Origin of the sequence: Endozoicomonas atrinae, assembly GCF_001647025.1 — a bacterium.
GTDB classification, from domain to species: domain Bacteria; phylum Pseudomonadota; class Gammaproteobacteria; order Pseudomonadales; family Endozoicomonadaceae; genus Endozoicomonas; species Endozoicomonas atrinae.
Window position 1 is genome coordinate 1 of sequence record NZ_LUKQ02000026.1, and the last position, 14890, is coordinate 14890.

The 14890-nt window shown below is 51.1% G+C and carries 19 protein-coding genes; 14 read left to right on the top strand and 5 right to left on the bottom strand.

What is annotated here, in order from left to right; genetic code table 11:
• The first annotated feature begins 139 nt into the window (after nt 1–139).
• The 12 genes from AK963_RS05535 (at nt 140) to AK963_RS05585 (ending at nt 8787) form a co-directional block, all read left to right on the top strand.
• Nucleotides 140–688, top strand: a complete 549-nt coding sequence (locus tag AK963_RS05535; RefSeq protein ID WP_083232485.1) for a type II and III secretion system protein family protein — start codon at nt 140–142, stop codon at nt 686–688.
• Complete coding sequence (locus tag AK963_RS05540; protein ID WP_066014469.1) at nt 685–981, top strand: hypothetical protein; 297 nt, start codon at nt 685–687, stop codon at nt 979–981. Before AK963_RS05535 ends, AK963_RS05540 begins: the two co-directional genes overlap by 4 nt.
• Nucleotides 982–1165: 184 nt before the next feature.
• Complete coding sequence (locus AK963_RS05545) at nt 1166–1849, top strand: pilus assembly protein TadG-related protein (RefSeq protein WP_083232486.1); 684 nt, start codon at nt 1166–1168, stop codon at nt 1847–1849.
• The gene (locus AK963_RS05550) at nt 1815–2174 is read left to right on the top strand and encodes a hypothetical protein (RefSeq protein WP_139117264.1); all 360 of its coding nucleotides are present in this window, start codon (nt 1815–1817) and stop codon (nt 2172–2174) included. The genes AK963_RS05545 and AK963_RS05550 overlap by 35 nt, the downstream gene beginning before the upstream one ends.
• Before the next feature lie 23 nt (nt 2175–2197).
• Nucleotides 2198–2365 (top strand): hypothetical protein, encoded by a 168-nt coding sequence (locus AK963_RS33125; RefSeq protein WP_175404446.1) that lies wholly within the window; start codon nt 2198–2200, stop codon nt 2363–2365.
• Nucleotides 2365–2829: a TadE/TadG family type IV pilus assembly protein gene (locus AK963_RS05555; RefSeq protein ID WP_066014472.1), complete on the top strand. Its 465-nt coding sequence runs from the start codon at nt 2365–2367 to the stop codon at nt 2827–2829. Before AK963_RS33125 ends, AK963_RS05555 begins: the two co-directional genes overlap by 1 nt.
• 13 nt (nt 2830–2842) lie before the next feature.
• Entirely contained in the window at nt 2843–3295 is a 453-nt protein-coding gene (locus AK963_RS05560; protein WP_083232487.1) for a TadE/TadG family type IV pilus assembly protein, read from the top strand.
• On the top strand, nt 3292–4521 hold the full coding sequence (locus AK963_RS05565; protein ID WP_066014473.1) for a CpaE/TadZ family protein: 1230 nt from the start codon (nt 3292–3294) through the stop codon (nt 4519–4521). The genes AK963_RS05560 and AK963_RS05565 overlap by 4 nt, the downstream gene beginning before the upstream one ends.
• Nucleotides 4521–5870 carry a TadA family conjugal transfer-associated ATPase gene (locus tag AK963_RS05570; RefSeq protein ID WP_066014474.1) on the top strand — a complete coding sequence of 450 codons (1350 nt, stop codon included), beginning with the start codon at nt 4521–4523 and terminating at the stop codon, nt 5868–5870. Before AK963_RS05565 ends, AK963_RS05570 begins: the two co-directional genes overlap by 1 nt.
• A gap of 40 nt (nt 5871–5910) precedes the next feature.
• On the top strand, nt 5911–6870 hold the full coding sequence (locus AK963_RS05575; protein ID WP_066014475.1) for a type II secretion system F family protein: 960 nt from the start codon (nt 5911–5913) through the stop codon (nt 6868–6870).
• A 10-nt stretch (nt 6871–6880) separates the two neighbouring features.
• Nucleotides 6881–7837, top strand: a complete 957-nt coding sequence (locus AK963_RS05580; RefSeq protein WP_066014476.1) for a type II secretion system F family protein — start codon at nt 6881–6883, stop codon at nt 7835–7837.
• Nucleotides 7834–8787 (top strand): tetratricopeptide repeat protein, encoded by a 954-nt coding sequence (locus AK963_RS05585; RefSeq protein WP_066014477.1) that lies wholly within the window; start codon nt 7834–7836, stop codon nt 8785–8787. Before AK963_RS05580 ends, AK963_RS05585 begins: the two co-directional genes overlap by 4 nt.
• A 51-nt stretch (nt 8788–8838) precedes the next feature.
• Here the strand turns inward: AK963_RS05585 and lptB are convergent, their stop codons facing one another.
• The 5 genes from lptB to AK963_RS05610 all read right to left on the bottom strand — a co-directional run bounded on the left by lptB (nt 8839) and on the right by AK963_RS05610 (nt 13017).
• On the bottom strand, nt 8839–9564 hold the full coding sequence (lptB, locus tag AK963_RS05590; RefSeq protein ID WP_066014478.1) for an LPS export ABC transporter ATP-binding protein: 726 nt from the start codon (nt 9562–9564) through the stop codon (nt 8839–8841).
• 126 nt (nt 9565–9690) lie between these two features.
• Nucleotides 9691–10308: a lipopolysaccharide transport periplasmic protein LptA gene (gene lptA / locus AK963_RS05595; protein WP_083232488.1), complete on the bottom strand. Its 618-nt coding sequence runs from the start codon at nt 10306–10308 to the stop codon at nt 9691–9693.
• Nucleotides 10295–10879, bottom strand: a complete 585-nt coding sequence (gene lptC, locus AK963_RS05600) for an LPS export ABC transporter periplasmic protein LptC (protein ID WP_066014479.1) — start codon at nt 10877–10879, stop codon at nt 10295–10297. The genes lptA and lptC overlap by 14 nt, the downstream gene beginning before the upstream one ends.
• A 23-nt stretch (nt 10880–10902) precedes the next feature.
• The gene (locus tag AK963_RS05605) at nt 10903–11877 is read right to left on the bottom strand and encodes a KpsF/GutQ family sugar-phosphate isomerase (RefSeq protein ID WP_066014480.1); all 975 of its coding nucleotides are present in this window, start codon (nt 11875–11877) and stop codon (nt 10903–10905) included.
• Between the two features lie 177 nt (nt 11878–12054).
• Nucleotides 12055–13017: a calcium/sodium antiporter gene (locus AK963_RS05610; RefSeq protein WP_066014481.1), complete on the bottom strand. Its 963-nt coding sequence runs from the start codon at nt 13015–13017 to the stop codon at nt 12055–12057.
• Between the two features lie 223 nt (nt 13018–13240).
• Here AK963_RS05610 and AK963_RS05615 point away from each other — a divergent pair, with 223 nt between their 5' ends.
• Nucleotides 13241–14101 carry an ATP-binding cassette domain-containing protein gene (locus AK963_RS05615; protein WP_083232489.1) on the top strand — a complete coding sequence of 287 codons (861 nt, stop codon included), beginning with the start codon at nt 13241–13243 and terminating at the stop codon, nt 14099–14101.
• The gene (gene mlaE, locus AK963_RS05620) at nt 14091–14885 is read left to right on the top strand and encodes a lipid asymmetry maintenance ABC transporter permease subunit MlaE (RefSeq protein WP_066014482.1); all 795 of its coding nucleotides are present in this window, start codon (nt 14091–14093) and stop codon (nt 14883–14885) included. Before AK963_RS05615 ends, mlaE begins: the two co-directional genes overlap by 11 nt.
• Nucleotides 14886–14890: the final 5 nt, after the last annotated feature.

The window sequence follows — 14890 nt, forward strand, 5'->3', positions numbered from 1 at the left end:
TGCATCGTGAAAGTTTTCAGGAAAATCGGGAGTTTTAGGCATGACATTAACGGGATGAACAACAGGCTATTTAAAGTATAAAGGCAATCGCAGAATTCGTGACATATTTTGAAAATGAAATTGGTATGAGAATGTCACGATTGAGTTCAAGGAGTACGGTATTGGCCTGAACTTCCTGCCGGTGGTGATGGATTCTGGCCGGATTAATCTGCGGCTGAACCTCAATGTCAGTGAGCTGAACAGCGCCCAGAGTGTAGTGATCGGTAATGGTGAAAATAGCAGTACCGCTTTTGTAGTGCCTTACCTGAGCAAACGCAGTGCCCGTTCGACCGTGGAGTTGATGGATGGGCAGACCATCGGCGTTGCTGGCCTGATCAGCGAAAATATGCGCGATGCCATCCAGAAGTTTCCAGGGCTGGGTGATGTGCCGGTGCTGGGCCACCTGTTTCGCAGTCAGGAATACCAGAGTGGTCAGACCGAACTGGTGATTCTGGTGACGCCACGGCTCGCTGCGCCATTGGCAGACGAAAAACGACAGTTGCCTACGGATACCTTTGTTCCGCCATCGGATGTGGATTTCTACTTAAGTGGCCATACTGGCCGTCGTCTGCCCGTGGCAGAAGAGCGATCCACTACCACCGGTGTCTATGGCCATGACCTGCGCCCTGAACAGCAGGAGGGAATATGATGACTCGCTACTTTATTGCCATTGCTGGCCTACTGATACTTTCCGGCTGCGCCAGTTTTTACCAGCAGCCCCAACACGAACCGGAGATGGTGCGATACAGTCAAGACAGTGTGCGGGATATCTTTATTGCCCAGCGTTACAACCCCAGTGCCTCTGGGGAGAACAGCGGTAAAGCCGTTACCGGGATGGATGGCGAGCGCAGTCGTCTGATCCTTAAAACCTGGCGTGAGCGGGAACCGGATGAAGATGCCCTGAATGAGGACATCGAGTTTGAAATTGAGTCTGATGAGTAGGACACAGTCCACAACGTTTTCCTCGTCCTCACGCTTTTAAGTCCTGAGGGTCCTGCGTGGGAATACTTACCCGGAATATCGGTGTATACCGGGGCTGCATAGAATTAGAGCAGAGCCTGGTATGCATTCCCACGGGGGACCGTGGGAACGAGGTGCGCGAAGAATCATTTAAAGAGGACAGGCAATGAACAACAGACCGCGCATGACCGGCGCCATACTGCCACTGGTGGCCATAGCCATGGTCGTCCTGTTTGGCTTTCTGGCCCTGGCCCTGGATGTTGGGTTGATGATGTGGCGGAAGTCGCAGTATCACACGGCGATTGATGCAGCAGCGTTGAGTGCTGCGTACTGTCGGTTTGTGAATGCAATGGAGCCTGGCGATGCAGAGAAGTGTGGCACTGAAACCTTCGTGTATAACCTCAGGGAAAGTGGTCTTGGTGAGTCTGAAGTACCAACATTCGTGTGGTCGGAGGATAAATACTATGTTGACCTCAGCGTCACGTCTTCCGATTTGGACACGCTTTTTGCCGGTGTTTTTGCCAGGGTGCTTGGTGGCGATGAACTGAATGCATTTTCTGTTTTCGTAAAGGCCCGGGCCGGACTACCCGCTCATGCTTCTCCTGTATTGCCACTGGTTGTTAACCGGGAAGATTATAACAAGAGTAAGCCCGTGCGGGCCTGGGCGCTGTTAAATCTTTCAGATTCATCAAACCTTATCAGCGAACAGGCGTTATTCACATGGTTGGCAGGAGGGGAAGGGAAAACGATTGCTATCGGTACTGAATATAACATTTGTGTGGAGAAAAGTTGCGAAGCCCCGCTTGATTATGAAGATGCCATACGAAGAGGGGCTGAATACTCGATTTGAGTGTGTTGTAGATCATAGTACACGAACCAAGTGTGGTGATGATGATTTACTGGAGTTTCAACCTTCAGGGTATGCACCTTCCATGTACCCACCCGACACCTATGTTAGAGCAATGAATCCTGGTAATGACACGGCCAACAAGTATTTTAATAAAACTCAAGATTGTGCAGGAGGCGGCTGTTGGAAACCCGATGACAATGACAGCCAGAATACCCTAAATGTTAATCCAAAAACCTTTCGGCGCGTAGTTATGGCAGGTATTGGTGAAGTCACCATCAATAGAAAAAAAACGATGATATTGAACACGCGACCGGAACAGCTGTAGTAGAAGAAACAGGCTGCTTTGTATTGGCCTGGGAAGTTGATGATCCGGAGGATCTCACTGACGATGCAAAGAGAGACAATGATAAAGAGGAAGATGGTATCTGGCTGAAGCCGGTACCCAGTGATGACAGCGATTATAAATACTGCCATTACGGTAGCAGGGCAAAACTTGTACTGCTGGGGGATCACTGATGAAAACGCAATATCGTTCAGGAGCACGTTATCAACAGGGACTTGCCCTGGTTGAAGTTACCATTGTACTGCCCTTTCTGCTTCTGCTATTGGCGGTAATTATTGATTTTGGTCGGGTATTTTATGAGTCTTCCCTGTTACAGGGGCGGCTCAACGCAGCTGCCCGCTATCTGGCCATGAACACACAGGCCGGTGTCTGCGAAGCTGATGGAGGTGACAAAGATTACTGTGATATTGCCACATATCTGGTGCTTAATGCTTCTCCCAAAGAAGGAGCAGATGAATTCACTCGATTTACTGTGAATACTCCAAAAGCGTATCCGGGTGAATTGAATGATACGGGGGATCACTGGCAGGTCTCCGCTATCTATACGCCTGAGTCTATTGTTGGCAATTTGTTGCCAGACGACTTCTCTATCACGCAACACGCAATTCAGCGGGCACTGATTGGCAGTGGTAGCTGATGGGAGGGAGTTTATGACTATTGCATCCCTGAAGTATCGGCAAAAAGGGGCGACGGTTGTTGAGTTCAGTATCGCCGCCTCCGTTTTTTTTCTGCTGCTGTTTGGCGTGATGGAGTTTGGCCGGGTGATGTATACCTTTCATTTGTTGCAGGAGAGTACCCGAAGTGCGGCGCGGATGGCGGTGGTCAGTGAACGGAACCACCCTGATATTCTCAAGTCTGCCCGAATTTTCTTACCGGAGCTGAAGAAGGATCAGCTGGCAATTTCCTATCAGAACGCAGATGGTGATGATGTATCAGCCGGTCTTGACGGTGTTTACTTTGTTAAAGCATCCATTGTCAACTACGAGATTGACCTCCTGATCCCGGTGCCGGATGCCATAACCATCACTGCGCCAGCCTTTATCACGACTCAGGTAGCGGAAAGTCTGGGGGCTGAACCGGGAACCTGGCCGGGGGGCGTATGAACAGTAACAACACCACGATGAATGTTCTGCTCACCGGTACGGATGAAGTTTTTCTGGAACGTGCAGGCCGGTTTCTTGATGCCATCAATGAAGTGGTTCATCGTGATGTTCTGATCGATGATCCGAAACAGCTATCGGCCATTGCCAATAACGACGATGACCTGATGGTGCATGTTCTGTCATCGTTGCCGATGGAAGAGCTGGATTCGCTACTGCACATTCCGGAACGGCCACTGGTATTGATTACCACCGGTACCCAGCCATTAACCGGGCAGCAGTTGGCGCAGATCCGGAAACGGGGCAACAGCTTTGTGGTTGATCCACCGTTTAATCAGCACGAATTGCTCAGCATTCTCGATCAACTACACGACGACATTCTTTTAAAAAGAGCGCCGGTCAAGGCCAGCGCAGAGCGTCACCCGGACAGCAGGCTGGTGGTATTTACCGGAGCTGGAAGCGGTGCCGGGGTCTCCCTGATCACTGCCTGTATCGCCCGGCTGCTCTCCCGGGGAAAAAACGCTGAAACCCAGCCGGTGCTGCTGCTGGACGGTGACTGGCGTTATGGCTCTCAGGCCACACTGAATGACTGTCGGCCTGAACACGATCTGCGCAACCTGCTGGCCCGACAGGATATGGATCAAACTGCATTTAACAGCTATCACACGGAGGTGGGGCCTCACCTGGCTTTTCTGGGAATGTCACCAGAACATCTGGGGACTGCCAGCTCAGTTAAGTCCATCGATCGAATACTGGTGCAGTTACTGAGACATATTCGGCAAAAGCCAGGTATTACCCTGGCGGATATTCCGTCACGTAATGACGACTACCTGACATCGATGATTGCCGATGCCGATCATCTGGTGTTGATATTAAGGCCTGAAATAGACGGTATTCGACGTGCGAGACTGCTCCTGGATGAGGCTATGACCGTGCTTGGGCCAGAGCAGGTGACGGTGGTTGTGAATGGTTCCAACCGCTACACCACGATTGGCCAGGCTGCTATTAAGCAATCGCTGGGTCTGGAGCCGGTAATAATACCGGAAGACCAGAGGGCCGTGATTCCTGCCCTTGAGGCAGGTCGATTACCGATGGACAGTGATCCACGATCGCCTTTCAGTCGTTCATTGAAACTACTGATGGCCAGGTTGCAGCCAGCGCACACCCTTGAGCCCGGTCCGCTGTTCAGGCTCAGAGAGTGGTCTCATGTTTTCCGGAGTGTGCACTGATGGCTCTAACCATTAATTCACGGCTGATGCCCGGTTTTAAGCCCCATGACAGTCAGCAGGAGATCCGCAATCACTGGGAGCGGGAGATTCACCGTCAGGTAGTCTCGCGGATGAATTTGCAGGTGTTGAGCACACTGCCGGCGGAGCAGGCCCGGGCCGAGGTGGTGCGTGAAGGGCGTTATCAGCTTGATCAGTTGAAAGCCCCCCTCTCGGATACTGAACGTGAAGAGCTATTGACCGCCATCAGTGATGATATGTTGGGTCTTGGCCCACTGGAGGCCCTGCTAGCGGACCCAATGGTGTCGGATATCCTGGTCAATGGACCTGTCCATATCTATGTAGAACGGCGCGGTCATCTGGAGCCGGTGGCAACCCGCTTCCGTGATGAAGCTCACCTGCAGCAGACCATTGACCGTCTGGTGAGCCGGGCCGGGCGTCGTCTGGATGAGTCCAGCCCCATGGTGGATACCCGTCTTGCGGATGGTTCCAGGGTGAATGCGGTGATCTCGCCCCTGGCACTGGATGGCCCAATATTGAGTATCCGTCGTTTTCCTGAGGAACATCTGACGTTATCCGCGCTGGCGCGGTTGGGTGCGTTTCCGAAGTGCCTGCAAAAGCTGCTGCAGAATATGGTGCGGAGCCGCCTGAATATCCTGATCTCTGGCGGTACCGGTAGCGGTAAGACCACCATGCTCAATGCACTTTCGGCGGCCATTGCGCACAGTGAACGGATTATTACTGTAGAAAACGCAGCCGAGCTGCAGTTGCAACAGCCCCATGTGGTTCGGCTGGAAAGTCGTCCACCCAATATTGAAGGGGAGGGGGAAGTGACCCTACGGGATCTGGTACGCAACAGCCTACGGATGCGACCGGACCGTATTGTGGTGGGTGAGGTTCGGGGGGCTGAGTTTATCGACATGCTGACCGCCATGAATACCGGCCACGATGGTTCCATGACCACACTGCACGCGAACTCACCCAGAGATGCGGTTCGACGCCTGAAGAGTATGGCGGCCATGAGTGGTATGGGGTTGGATGGTGATGTGGTGGTTGAGCTGATCGCTTCTGCGGTGGATGTCATTATCCAGCTCGAGCGCATGGAAGACGGTGTTCGTCGTGTTGTCAGTATTCAGGAACTGGTGGGCATTGAGCAAGGCGATATTGCCCTGCGAGAAATTAGCCGTTTTGAGCGCTCACAATCTGGAAAGGGTCTCGTTGTTGAGGCAGGACGAAAAGGCGTTGCTGGTGATTTTGTCAGTGCCGGCCACCGGCCCCTCTTTATGAATAAGCTGGAAGCCCGGGGGTTTGGCTGTGACGACCGGGTATTTTTTGAAGGGTGCTTATCATGAGAACTGTCATGAGTGGTCATAAGAAGTGGAGGAGCAGGTTATGTCTGACTCATTAAGTCTATTGCTGGCCATGACCTTTATGGCGGTCTTTATGGTCAGTATCGGGATACTGCTGCTGGGGCCGCGACACAGAATCCAGAGGCGTCTGCACCACCACCTGGAAATGGTCGGGGGGGACCAGCCGGTACATCAGGCACTGCGCAAGCGCTATGTGGATCAGCTGCATCCCTGGCTGCAGAGAATTGAGCACTTTCATTTTGTGGCGGAGCTGGATCTGCTGACCCTGCAGGCTGGCAAGGGTAACCGGGCACTGGAACTGCTGGTCAGTTGTCTGGCAATGTTGCTGATTTCCGGTGTGGTGTTGATCAGTCTGGGTGTTTACTGGGTGCTGGCCCTGGTGTCCTCGGTACTGCTGGCATTGTTGCCTGTTGGCTATCTGCAGCGGGTGAAAGAGCGGCGGATTACCGAGTTTGACCAGCAAATGCCGGACTGGTTGGATATGATGGTGAAAGGCTTGAAGGCTGGTTTGCCGCTCGTGGAGGCCATGAACCTCAGTGCCCGTGAGCTGGGTGACCCGATATCGGCGGAATTATTTGAAACAGTGCAGGACATTGAGTACTCCAAGGATATGAAACATGCCTTGCTGGCCATGGTGGAGCGGGTACCCAGCGAACCGCTGCTGATGGTGGTGTCTGCCATTCTGTTGCAACATGAGACCGGCGGTAACCTGTCGGAGTTGCTTTCTGGTCTTCGTGGCCAGATCCGGGAACGTATTGGCTTTGACCGTCGTCTGCAAACCCTTTCTGCTGAAGGACGGATGTCCGCATGGATTCTGGTGTTACTGCCATTTGTTCTGGCGGTGGTGATCAACATGGTGTCGCCGGGTTACCTGAATCCACTGCTGGAGTCTGATACTGGCCTGACCATTCTGATGGTGGCCGGGGTGATGATGGTACTGGGGATTTTCTGGGTAGTTCGCCTGATTCGGATTCAGGTCTAAGGAGGTTGTCATGGCTGTGAAGGATGTAGCGCTGCCAGGACTGTTTGATCAGATGCTGGATCAACTGTTGCTGGTACGTGGTACCGGGTTGCTGCTGGTGGCGCTGGCGATTGGCCTGCTGTCTTATGTAATGATATCCCGCCTTAAGGGCTCTCGTCAGGTGAGTCAGGAGGGAACGGAAATCAGAGGATCAGCTCTGGGTTCCAGTGCATTTGCTCCACACTGGTTGTCACCGGCGAAAAAATATCTACTGCCTGCTGACAAAAAAGAGCAGGTAAGTTTGAGTCGTCGTTTGCTTCAGGCGGGTTATGGGCATGAGAATGCAGTACTGGTTTACCATGGACTGAAAGCATTACTGGCGGTGGTGCTGGGGTTACTGTTTTTTCTATTGCACCCCTGGATGCCAGGTGCTTTGCCGGAATATCCCGGCATGGTCATGATGATAGACGCTGCCATTGGTCTGATTCTCCCCTCCAAAGTACTGGATTCCCTGCGTCAGCGAAGGCAACAACAGTTTATTGCCGGTCTGCCGCAGATGCTGGATATGCTGTTGATCTGTCTCTCTGCCGGGTTGAACCTGACCATATCCATTGGTCGCTTGCAGCAAGAGCTGAAATTGGCGCATCCGCTGGTGGCTGAGGAGATGGGGCGGGTCAGTGCCGAACTGAATGCAGGTGTATCTCTGGAAGTGGCACTGCATGAATTTTCTGATCGTACCGGTCTGCAGGAAGTGCATGGTCTGGTGGGTATCCTCATTGAGGCCAACCGTTATGGTGCAAACCTCTCTGATATCTTGCGGGATTATATTCAGGACTTCCGGGCAATCCGTCTGCACCGCGCTGATCTGCAAGCTGCAAAAATGAGTACACGACTGGTGTTTCCCATGGTCTGTTGTATCTGGCCAGGATTTTTTGTGGTGGTGGTTGGTCCGGCAATTTTGCGCATGTTGGAGGCGTTTGCAGGATGAGTGCTGGTTTTACTCTCAAGTCTTTTGGTGTGGTTGTTCTGGCACTGTTGATGAGCGCTTGTGCTGGTATGCCGTCAGGGCAACCCGAGATGGATCAGGGAAAATTATATGAAGGGGATCTGACTGCAGATCTGCTGGGTGTAGTGGATGCGGCTACCGAGAAAGAGGCATTAGCTAAAGGTGACAATTACTGGGCAAGGGGCGATAGTGACCGGGCATTGCTTTATTACATTCGTGCCCTTGATCTGAATAAAAAATCATTTAATGCCGCAGCAAAAATTGCGGGTGTGCATCAGCATCGAGGCAATGCCATTCTGGCTGAGCAGGCATGGAGAACCGTGCTGGCTATTGATGATGAGCATGTGATGGCGTTGGAGGCCATGGGATTACTAAAGCTTGAGCAGAGGGACTATATACAGGCCAATGGTTATTTACAGAAGGCTCTGGATTTGTGGAAAGTTCAGACTGCATCTTCTGAAAAGGATCAACCCATTTATACTCCATGGCTGGCTGCTAATGGGCTCGGAGTGATTGAAGACCTGAATCGTAAATACCCGTCGGCAGTCGCTCACTATCATCGTGCGCTGGAGATGGCTCCGAATCAGCCCATGCTGTTAAATAACCTGGGATACTCCAGCATGATGGCCGGCAAACTGGATCATGCAGAAGCGCATTTGCGCAAGGCGCTTCGGATAAAAAGCGACTATGGTCTGGCGCGGCGAAACCTTGCTCTGGTACTGACCCGTCGTAATCAGTCTGAACATGCTGTCAGGGTGTTGACGCCGGTAATGGGCGAGGCTGCTGCCCGTAATGATGTGGGGTATATGATGATGTTGAATGATCAGCCAAATATGGCTGAAAAATTATTTCGGCAGGCTATTGAGCTGTCACCTTCTTACTACGATGAGGCGTGGAAGAATCTGGGGCAGTTGAAAGAGTTGCGTGGTTGATGGACCGCTGACCTCGTTCCCCAGCAGGAACGAGGTGTAATTTGATGGATTTTACAGGCTGAACTGGTGGCCGAGGTATACATCGCGTACTTTCTGATTAGACAGTACAGTATGGCTGTCGCCTTCAGCAATGATATGCCCTTCGCTGACGATATAAGCCTTCTCACAGATATCCAGCGTTTCCCGAACGTTATGGTCGGTGATCAGCACACCGATGCCCCGGTTCTGCAGATGACGAATGATGGACTTGATATCACCAACGGAGATTGGGTCAACACCGGCAAAGGGTTCGTCCAGAAGGATAAAGGTCGGATCTGTGGCCAGTGCCCTGGCAATCTCAGCCCGCCGTCTTTCACCACCAGATAATGCCATGCCGGCACTGTCGCGAATATGACCAATATTGAACTCTTCCAGCAGCGATTCCATTTTCTCGACTCGCTGTTTCTTGTTGAGATCTTTTCTGGTTTCCAGAATGGCCAGGATATTCTCCCTTACGGAGAGGCGGCGAAAGATGGAGGCTTCCTGGGGCAGATAACCGATACCTGCACGTGCTCTGTGGTGCATTGCCTGAAAGGTCAGATCCTGCTGATCAATGCTGACTTTACCGCCATCCGCTTTCACCAGCCCGACAATCATATAAAAACAGGTGGTCTTTCCTGCACCATTGGGACCCAGAAGGCCAACGATCTGGCCACTGTTAACCTGCAGAGAGACATCTTTAACCACCTCTCTACCTTTGTAGCTTTTGCTAAGATGTTCTGCCTTGAGGATTGTCATCCGGTTGTCTGTTAACCTGAATAAAAAAACAAAGTACGTCTATGTCGTCGTTAGCATAGACGTTGATTCAATGAAGACACTTGATAGATTATTGGTTCTACCAGCTGTCTCTGCCAAAGGCTACTGTCAGGGTTTGTTGGCAGTAGCTTTTTCCTGGCGGGGCTGAATAACCATCTGTACCCGGCCGCTTTCTCCCTGATTGGGCGTGCCTTTGGCATTGACGGTCTGCAATGTCACGTTATAGTGAATCTTTTCACCCTTAAAAGTGTCTCCCTTTTGGGAGAGCTGGGCATTTTTGATCAGCTCAATCTGGTCGCTATTGACATCATAACGAATGGTGTTGCCCCAGGCCTGAACGGTTCCCTGCTCACCAGATTGAAGCTCTTCATAATAAGCCCTGGCCTTGTTGCCCTGTGCAATGACTTTGGTTACTTCACGATCTCTGGTGTAGATGGTGATAATGTCACCGGTGATGCGGGTTGTGCCCTGGGTCATCACCACATCACCGCGATACACAGAAACCCCTTTCCGGTTATCAATGTCAGCAGAATCAGAATTGATTTTGATGGGCTGCTGACGGTCGGCGGGCAATGCCATGGCCATCATGGGAAAAAATATCAGTCCGACAAGCCATTTTCTGGTCAGAAGCGTTCTTAATCGGGGTAATCGAATCGTCATGTGCTGTCTCTTCCCTGACAGGAATGTATCGATGATTCTGGAAATAAGTGGCTTACTCAGGCTCATAGACCCCCCGTACTCTGGACTTCAATTGAATCTTTCCCTGTTTGTACCAGGCAGTCATCCCAAGGGCACGTGTTTCACCAGTATCACTGGTTATCAGAACCGGGCGGTCAGTGTCGGCAATTTCCTCATCCGGAGACAGGGTGAGGAAGTCGGTATCCATTCTGACCTTTTGCTCATAGGTCTCTTGCTGAACTGACGGGCTGCTTTGGATGACCACGACATTATCCCACAGTTCAATATCTTTGCCACCGGGTAGTAATTTCCCGCTCTCTGATCTGGAGACAGTGAGTTGCCCATTATCACCGAAGTTAGTCAGTATGGGGTGCTGGAGGAGTGTGTTGTCATTGTGAGGGTAATGGGTAATGCTGTCAGACTTCAACTCGTATTGTAATGCGCCAGAAGCATCATATTCCTTAACCAGAGCGTCGACCAGAAAGTAGTCAGCATCCTGGCGGATGATTTCCGAACGGCTGGCGCTGACTGCTACTATTGAGCCATCATAGGCCCAATAGCCAGCGACCAGCATTAGCATAAGGATTGCAGAGATAATCAGATGATTGCGGTAGGTCATCCAGGCTCCGTAACTGTCGCTGTTTAAACCACACCCGCTTTCAGCAAGTCATGCATATTGATTGCACCGACAGCATGCCGGTCATGGTCAACACAGATTAGAGCGTTAATCTTGCGATCATCCATAATTCTCAGCGCTTCGGCGGCAAGAATGTCGGGTGTTATGGTGGTGCACTTGATGGTCATTACATCATCAATGGTCGTGTTGTGCGGGTCAACCCCATGATCCAGTGCGCGACGAAGATCACCGTCAGTAAAGATACCAACGACAACATTGTTCTCATCAATGATGGATGTCATGCCGAGACCTTTTCGGGTCATTTCCAGCAGAGCTTCACCCAGGCGGGTGCCTTTTTTCACGGTTGGGATTCGATTGCCTTCATGCATAATATCCTGCACTTTCAATAGCAGTCTGCGACCCAGTGCTCCGCCGGGGTGGGAAAATGCAAAATCTTCCGCGGTAAAGCCACGAGCTTCCAATAGCGCAATAGCGAGAGCGTCACCCATGACCAGTTGTGTGGTTGTACTGGATGTTGGTGCCAGGTCAAGCGGGCAGGCCTCTTTATCAACACCGGTGTTCAGATTAACTTCAGCGGCTTGAGCCAGAGTGGATGCCGGTTTTCCGGTCATACTGATAACTGCCGCGCCCATGCGTTTGAACAGCGGGAGCAGAGTGACTACTTCGGCAGTTTCACCCGAGTTGGAAATAGCCAGTACAACATCATCAGCTGTGATCATCCCCATGTCACCATGGCTGGCTTCACCGGGGTGTACATAAAAGGCTGGTGTACCTGTACTGGCCAGAGTTGCACTGATTTTACGGGCAATATGTCCTGACTTACCCATACCTACCACGACAATTCGGCCCCGACACTCCAGCATCAACCGGCAGGCATTGCTGAAGTCTTCACCAACACGTGGAAGCATAGCTTCAATAGCATCCTTTTCAATCTGGATGGTGCGACGACCAATTTCAATAAAATTCTGGTCAGAGGTCATTTCAGTAAAGCCTTTAATGGAGCTGTCAGGATTTCATGGCAAAGCATAACCTTTAAGACTCCGGTATAAAATAGTTCAGTACAGAGGTTAAGACCCGTTGACGTGCCATTGAGCTCGCAACAAAACGTCATCAGGCTCTAAGGAGCATCCAGCTCCGGTTCCAGTTTGGATAAATGCCTATACGGTTTGAACGTACAGCCATGTCCCGTAACAGGCATACCCTGCCAGAAGGATAATACCTGCAAAACGTCCAAGCGTTTTGGGTTTTTTACCGAGCATGGCCATGGCAGCTACAAGAACGGTAAAGGCCAGCATGACGGTGTAGTCTCTGGAGAAAACGGATTCGTTCAATGGACCAGGGGCAACCAGGCCGGGCATGGAAAGTACCGCCAGCAAATTGAAGATGTTTGAACCTACGACATTGCCAAGCGCAATATCATGGTGGCCTCGTATTGCACTGGCTACAGAGGCGGCAAGTTCAGGAAGGCTGGTGCCGATGGCTACAACGGTCAAGCCAATGATCAGTTCACTGACACCCAGCAGGGTTGCAATCTCTTTGGCTCCCCAAACCAGAATCTGGGCACTGATCAGTAGCAGCACCAGTCCGCCAACAAGTTCAAGGTAAGCTCTGCCAGAAGGAAGCTCTTCAATTTCTTCCACTTCTGCCAGGGGCTCTTCAGGATGAGCTTTCTGCCAGATTACCATCAGATAAAGCGTAACGAACAGGCCGCTGAGCAGCACCAGACTTTCTGTAAGCCCAAGGTAGTTGTTTGCCAGGCAGGCACCGGCAATTACCGTGACAAACAACAGCCAGGGTATTTCACGTTTAGCGAGCGCTGCTTTTACCGGTAGTGGTGCAATGAGAGCGGTGATACCAAGAACCAGTCCCATATTCGCAATATTAGAACCAATGGCATTACCTACAGCAATATCCGTGTGTCCTTGAATAGCGGACATCAGTGAAACCAGAATTTCTGGTGCAGATGTACCTATAGATACGACGGTCAAGCCGATAAGCATGGGGGATATCCCCCAGTTTCTTGCCGTAGCAGCGGCTCCGCCGACAAAACGGTCTGCACTCCAGGTGAGGAGTATGAAGCCAACAATAATGGCTGCTATGGCATAAATGGCAGGGCTCATTCCGGGAGGGTTCTCAAGATTTGGTACAAAGAAAGGGAGTGTATGGAAAATCAGGCAGGCAATGCAACTGCATTACAGTCTGAATTGACCATATTAGAATAATATCTATCCGGTAGAGTTTGTGTGTTGCTATCAAGAAGGTGCAATAAAAGTGTGAAACAGGTCATAATGTCTCGTCTGGAAGACTTTTAAATTCTGTCTGTTGCAGGGATCTGCGAGCCCAATGATGAATTCCATATCTTCAGGTGAAGAACACAGCAACGAAAGCCGCTCAGATAATTTTGTAGAGATTCGTGGTTTGACCTTTTATCGAGGTCCCCGGGTTATCTTCAATAATATCGATATGGATATACCCCGTGGAAAGGTGGTGGGTATCATGGGGCCTTCAGGAACTGGAAAGACAACACTGCTTCGGCTGATTGGCCGCCAGCTTCGACCCGATCAGGGTTCTATCATGGTTGATGGTCAGGATCTGGCAGGCCTGTCGAGAGATCAGTTATTTGTTCAGCGTCGTAAAATGGGCATGCTTTTCCAGAGCGGGGCTCTTTTTACTGATTTGACGGTGTTTGAGAATGTCGCCTTTCCTCTGCGCATACATAGCAAGCTCTCCGAAAGAATGATCCGTGATATCGTACTGATGAAACTGCATGCTGTCGGGCTGCGTGGTGCATGGTCACTGATGCCAAGTGAGCTTTCCGGCGGGATGAGTCGGCGCGTTGCCCTGGCAAGAGCCATTGCGCTTGACCCTGAAATGGTGATGTATGATGAGCCATTTGTCGGACAGGATCCGATTGCCATGGGGGTTCTGGTAGAACTGATCCGAAAGCTGAATCAGGCATTGGGCATCACCAGTATCATTGTTTCCCATGATCTTCATGAAACAGCCAGTATCGCTGACTTACTGTATTTGATAGCGGACGGAGAAATTATAGGTTCAGGCACCCCTGAAGAAATGCTGAACTCAAGTGATGCCAGGGTGAGCCAGTTTATGCAGGGATTGCCAGATGGTCCGGTTCCCTTTCACTATCCTGCAGATGATTATCAAAACGACTTACTGGCTCCGGGGGTAATAAATGAAACTTGATGTTCTGGATCGGCTGGCTCAGCTTGGCCAGTTTGGTCTTGGTCATATACAGTCTCTGGGGCGATCCGGTATTTTTCTGTTTCTGGCCATTTTCTCCCGGGCTGGCTTCAGTGGCCGTGGTGCGCTGCTGGTTAAGCAGCTTTATAACGTTGGTGTTCTGTCGTTAATTATTGTGACGGTTTCCGGCCTCTTCATCGGTATGGTTCTTGGCCTGCAGGGCTATAGTATTCTGATTCGATACGGCTCTGAAGGCGCTGTTGGTCAGCTGGTGGCCTTGAGCCTGGTTCGTGAGCTGGGGCCAGTGGTAACCGCACTGCTGTTTGCCGGTCGCGCCGGCTCTGCCCTGACCGCTGAAATTGGGCTGATGAAAGCGACAGAGCAGCTGTCCAGTATGGAAATGATTGGTGTTGATCCGTTAAAACGGGTCATTGCTCCACGTTTCTGGGCGGGTGTTATCTCAATGCCATTACTTGCGGCGATATTCAATCTTGTCGGGATTCTTGGTGGAGTAATGGTTGGTGTTGACTGGCTGGGGATTTATGAAGGTTCGTTCTGGACCGGCATGCAGCAGTCGGTTGATTTTGTACATGATGTTGGCAATGGCATGGTGAAAAGCCTGGTATTTGGGGTTGTAGTGACCTGGATAGCAGTTTTCCAGGGGTACGATGCTATTCCGACATCAGAAGGCATTAGTCGTGCAACAACGAGGGCAGTGGTTTATTCCTCACTGGCTGTTCTTGGGTTAGATTTTATTCTGACCGCAGTGATGTTTGGTGAGCTTTAAGGAGA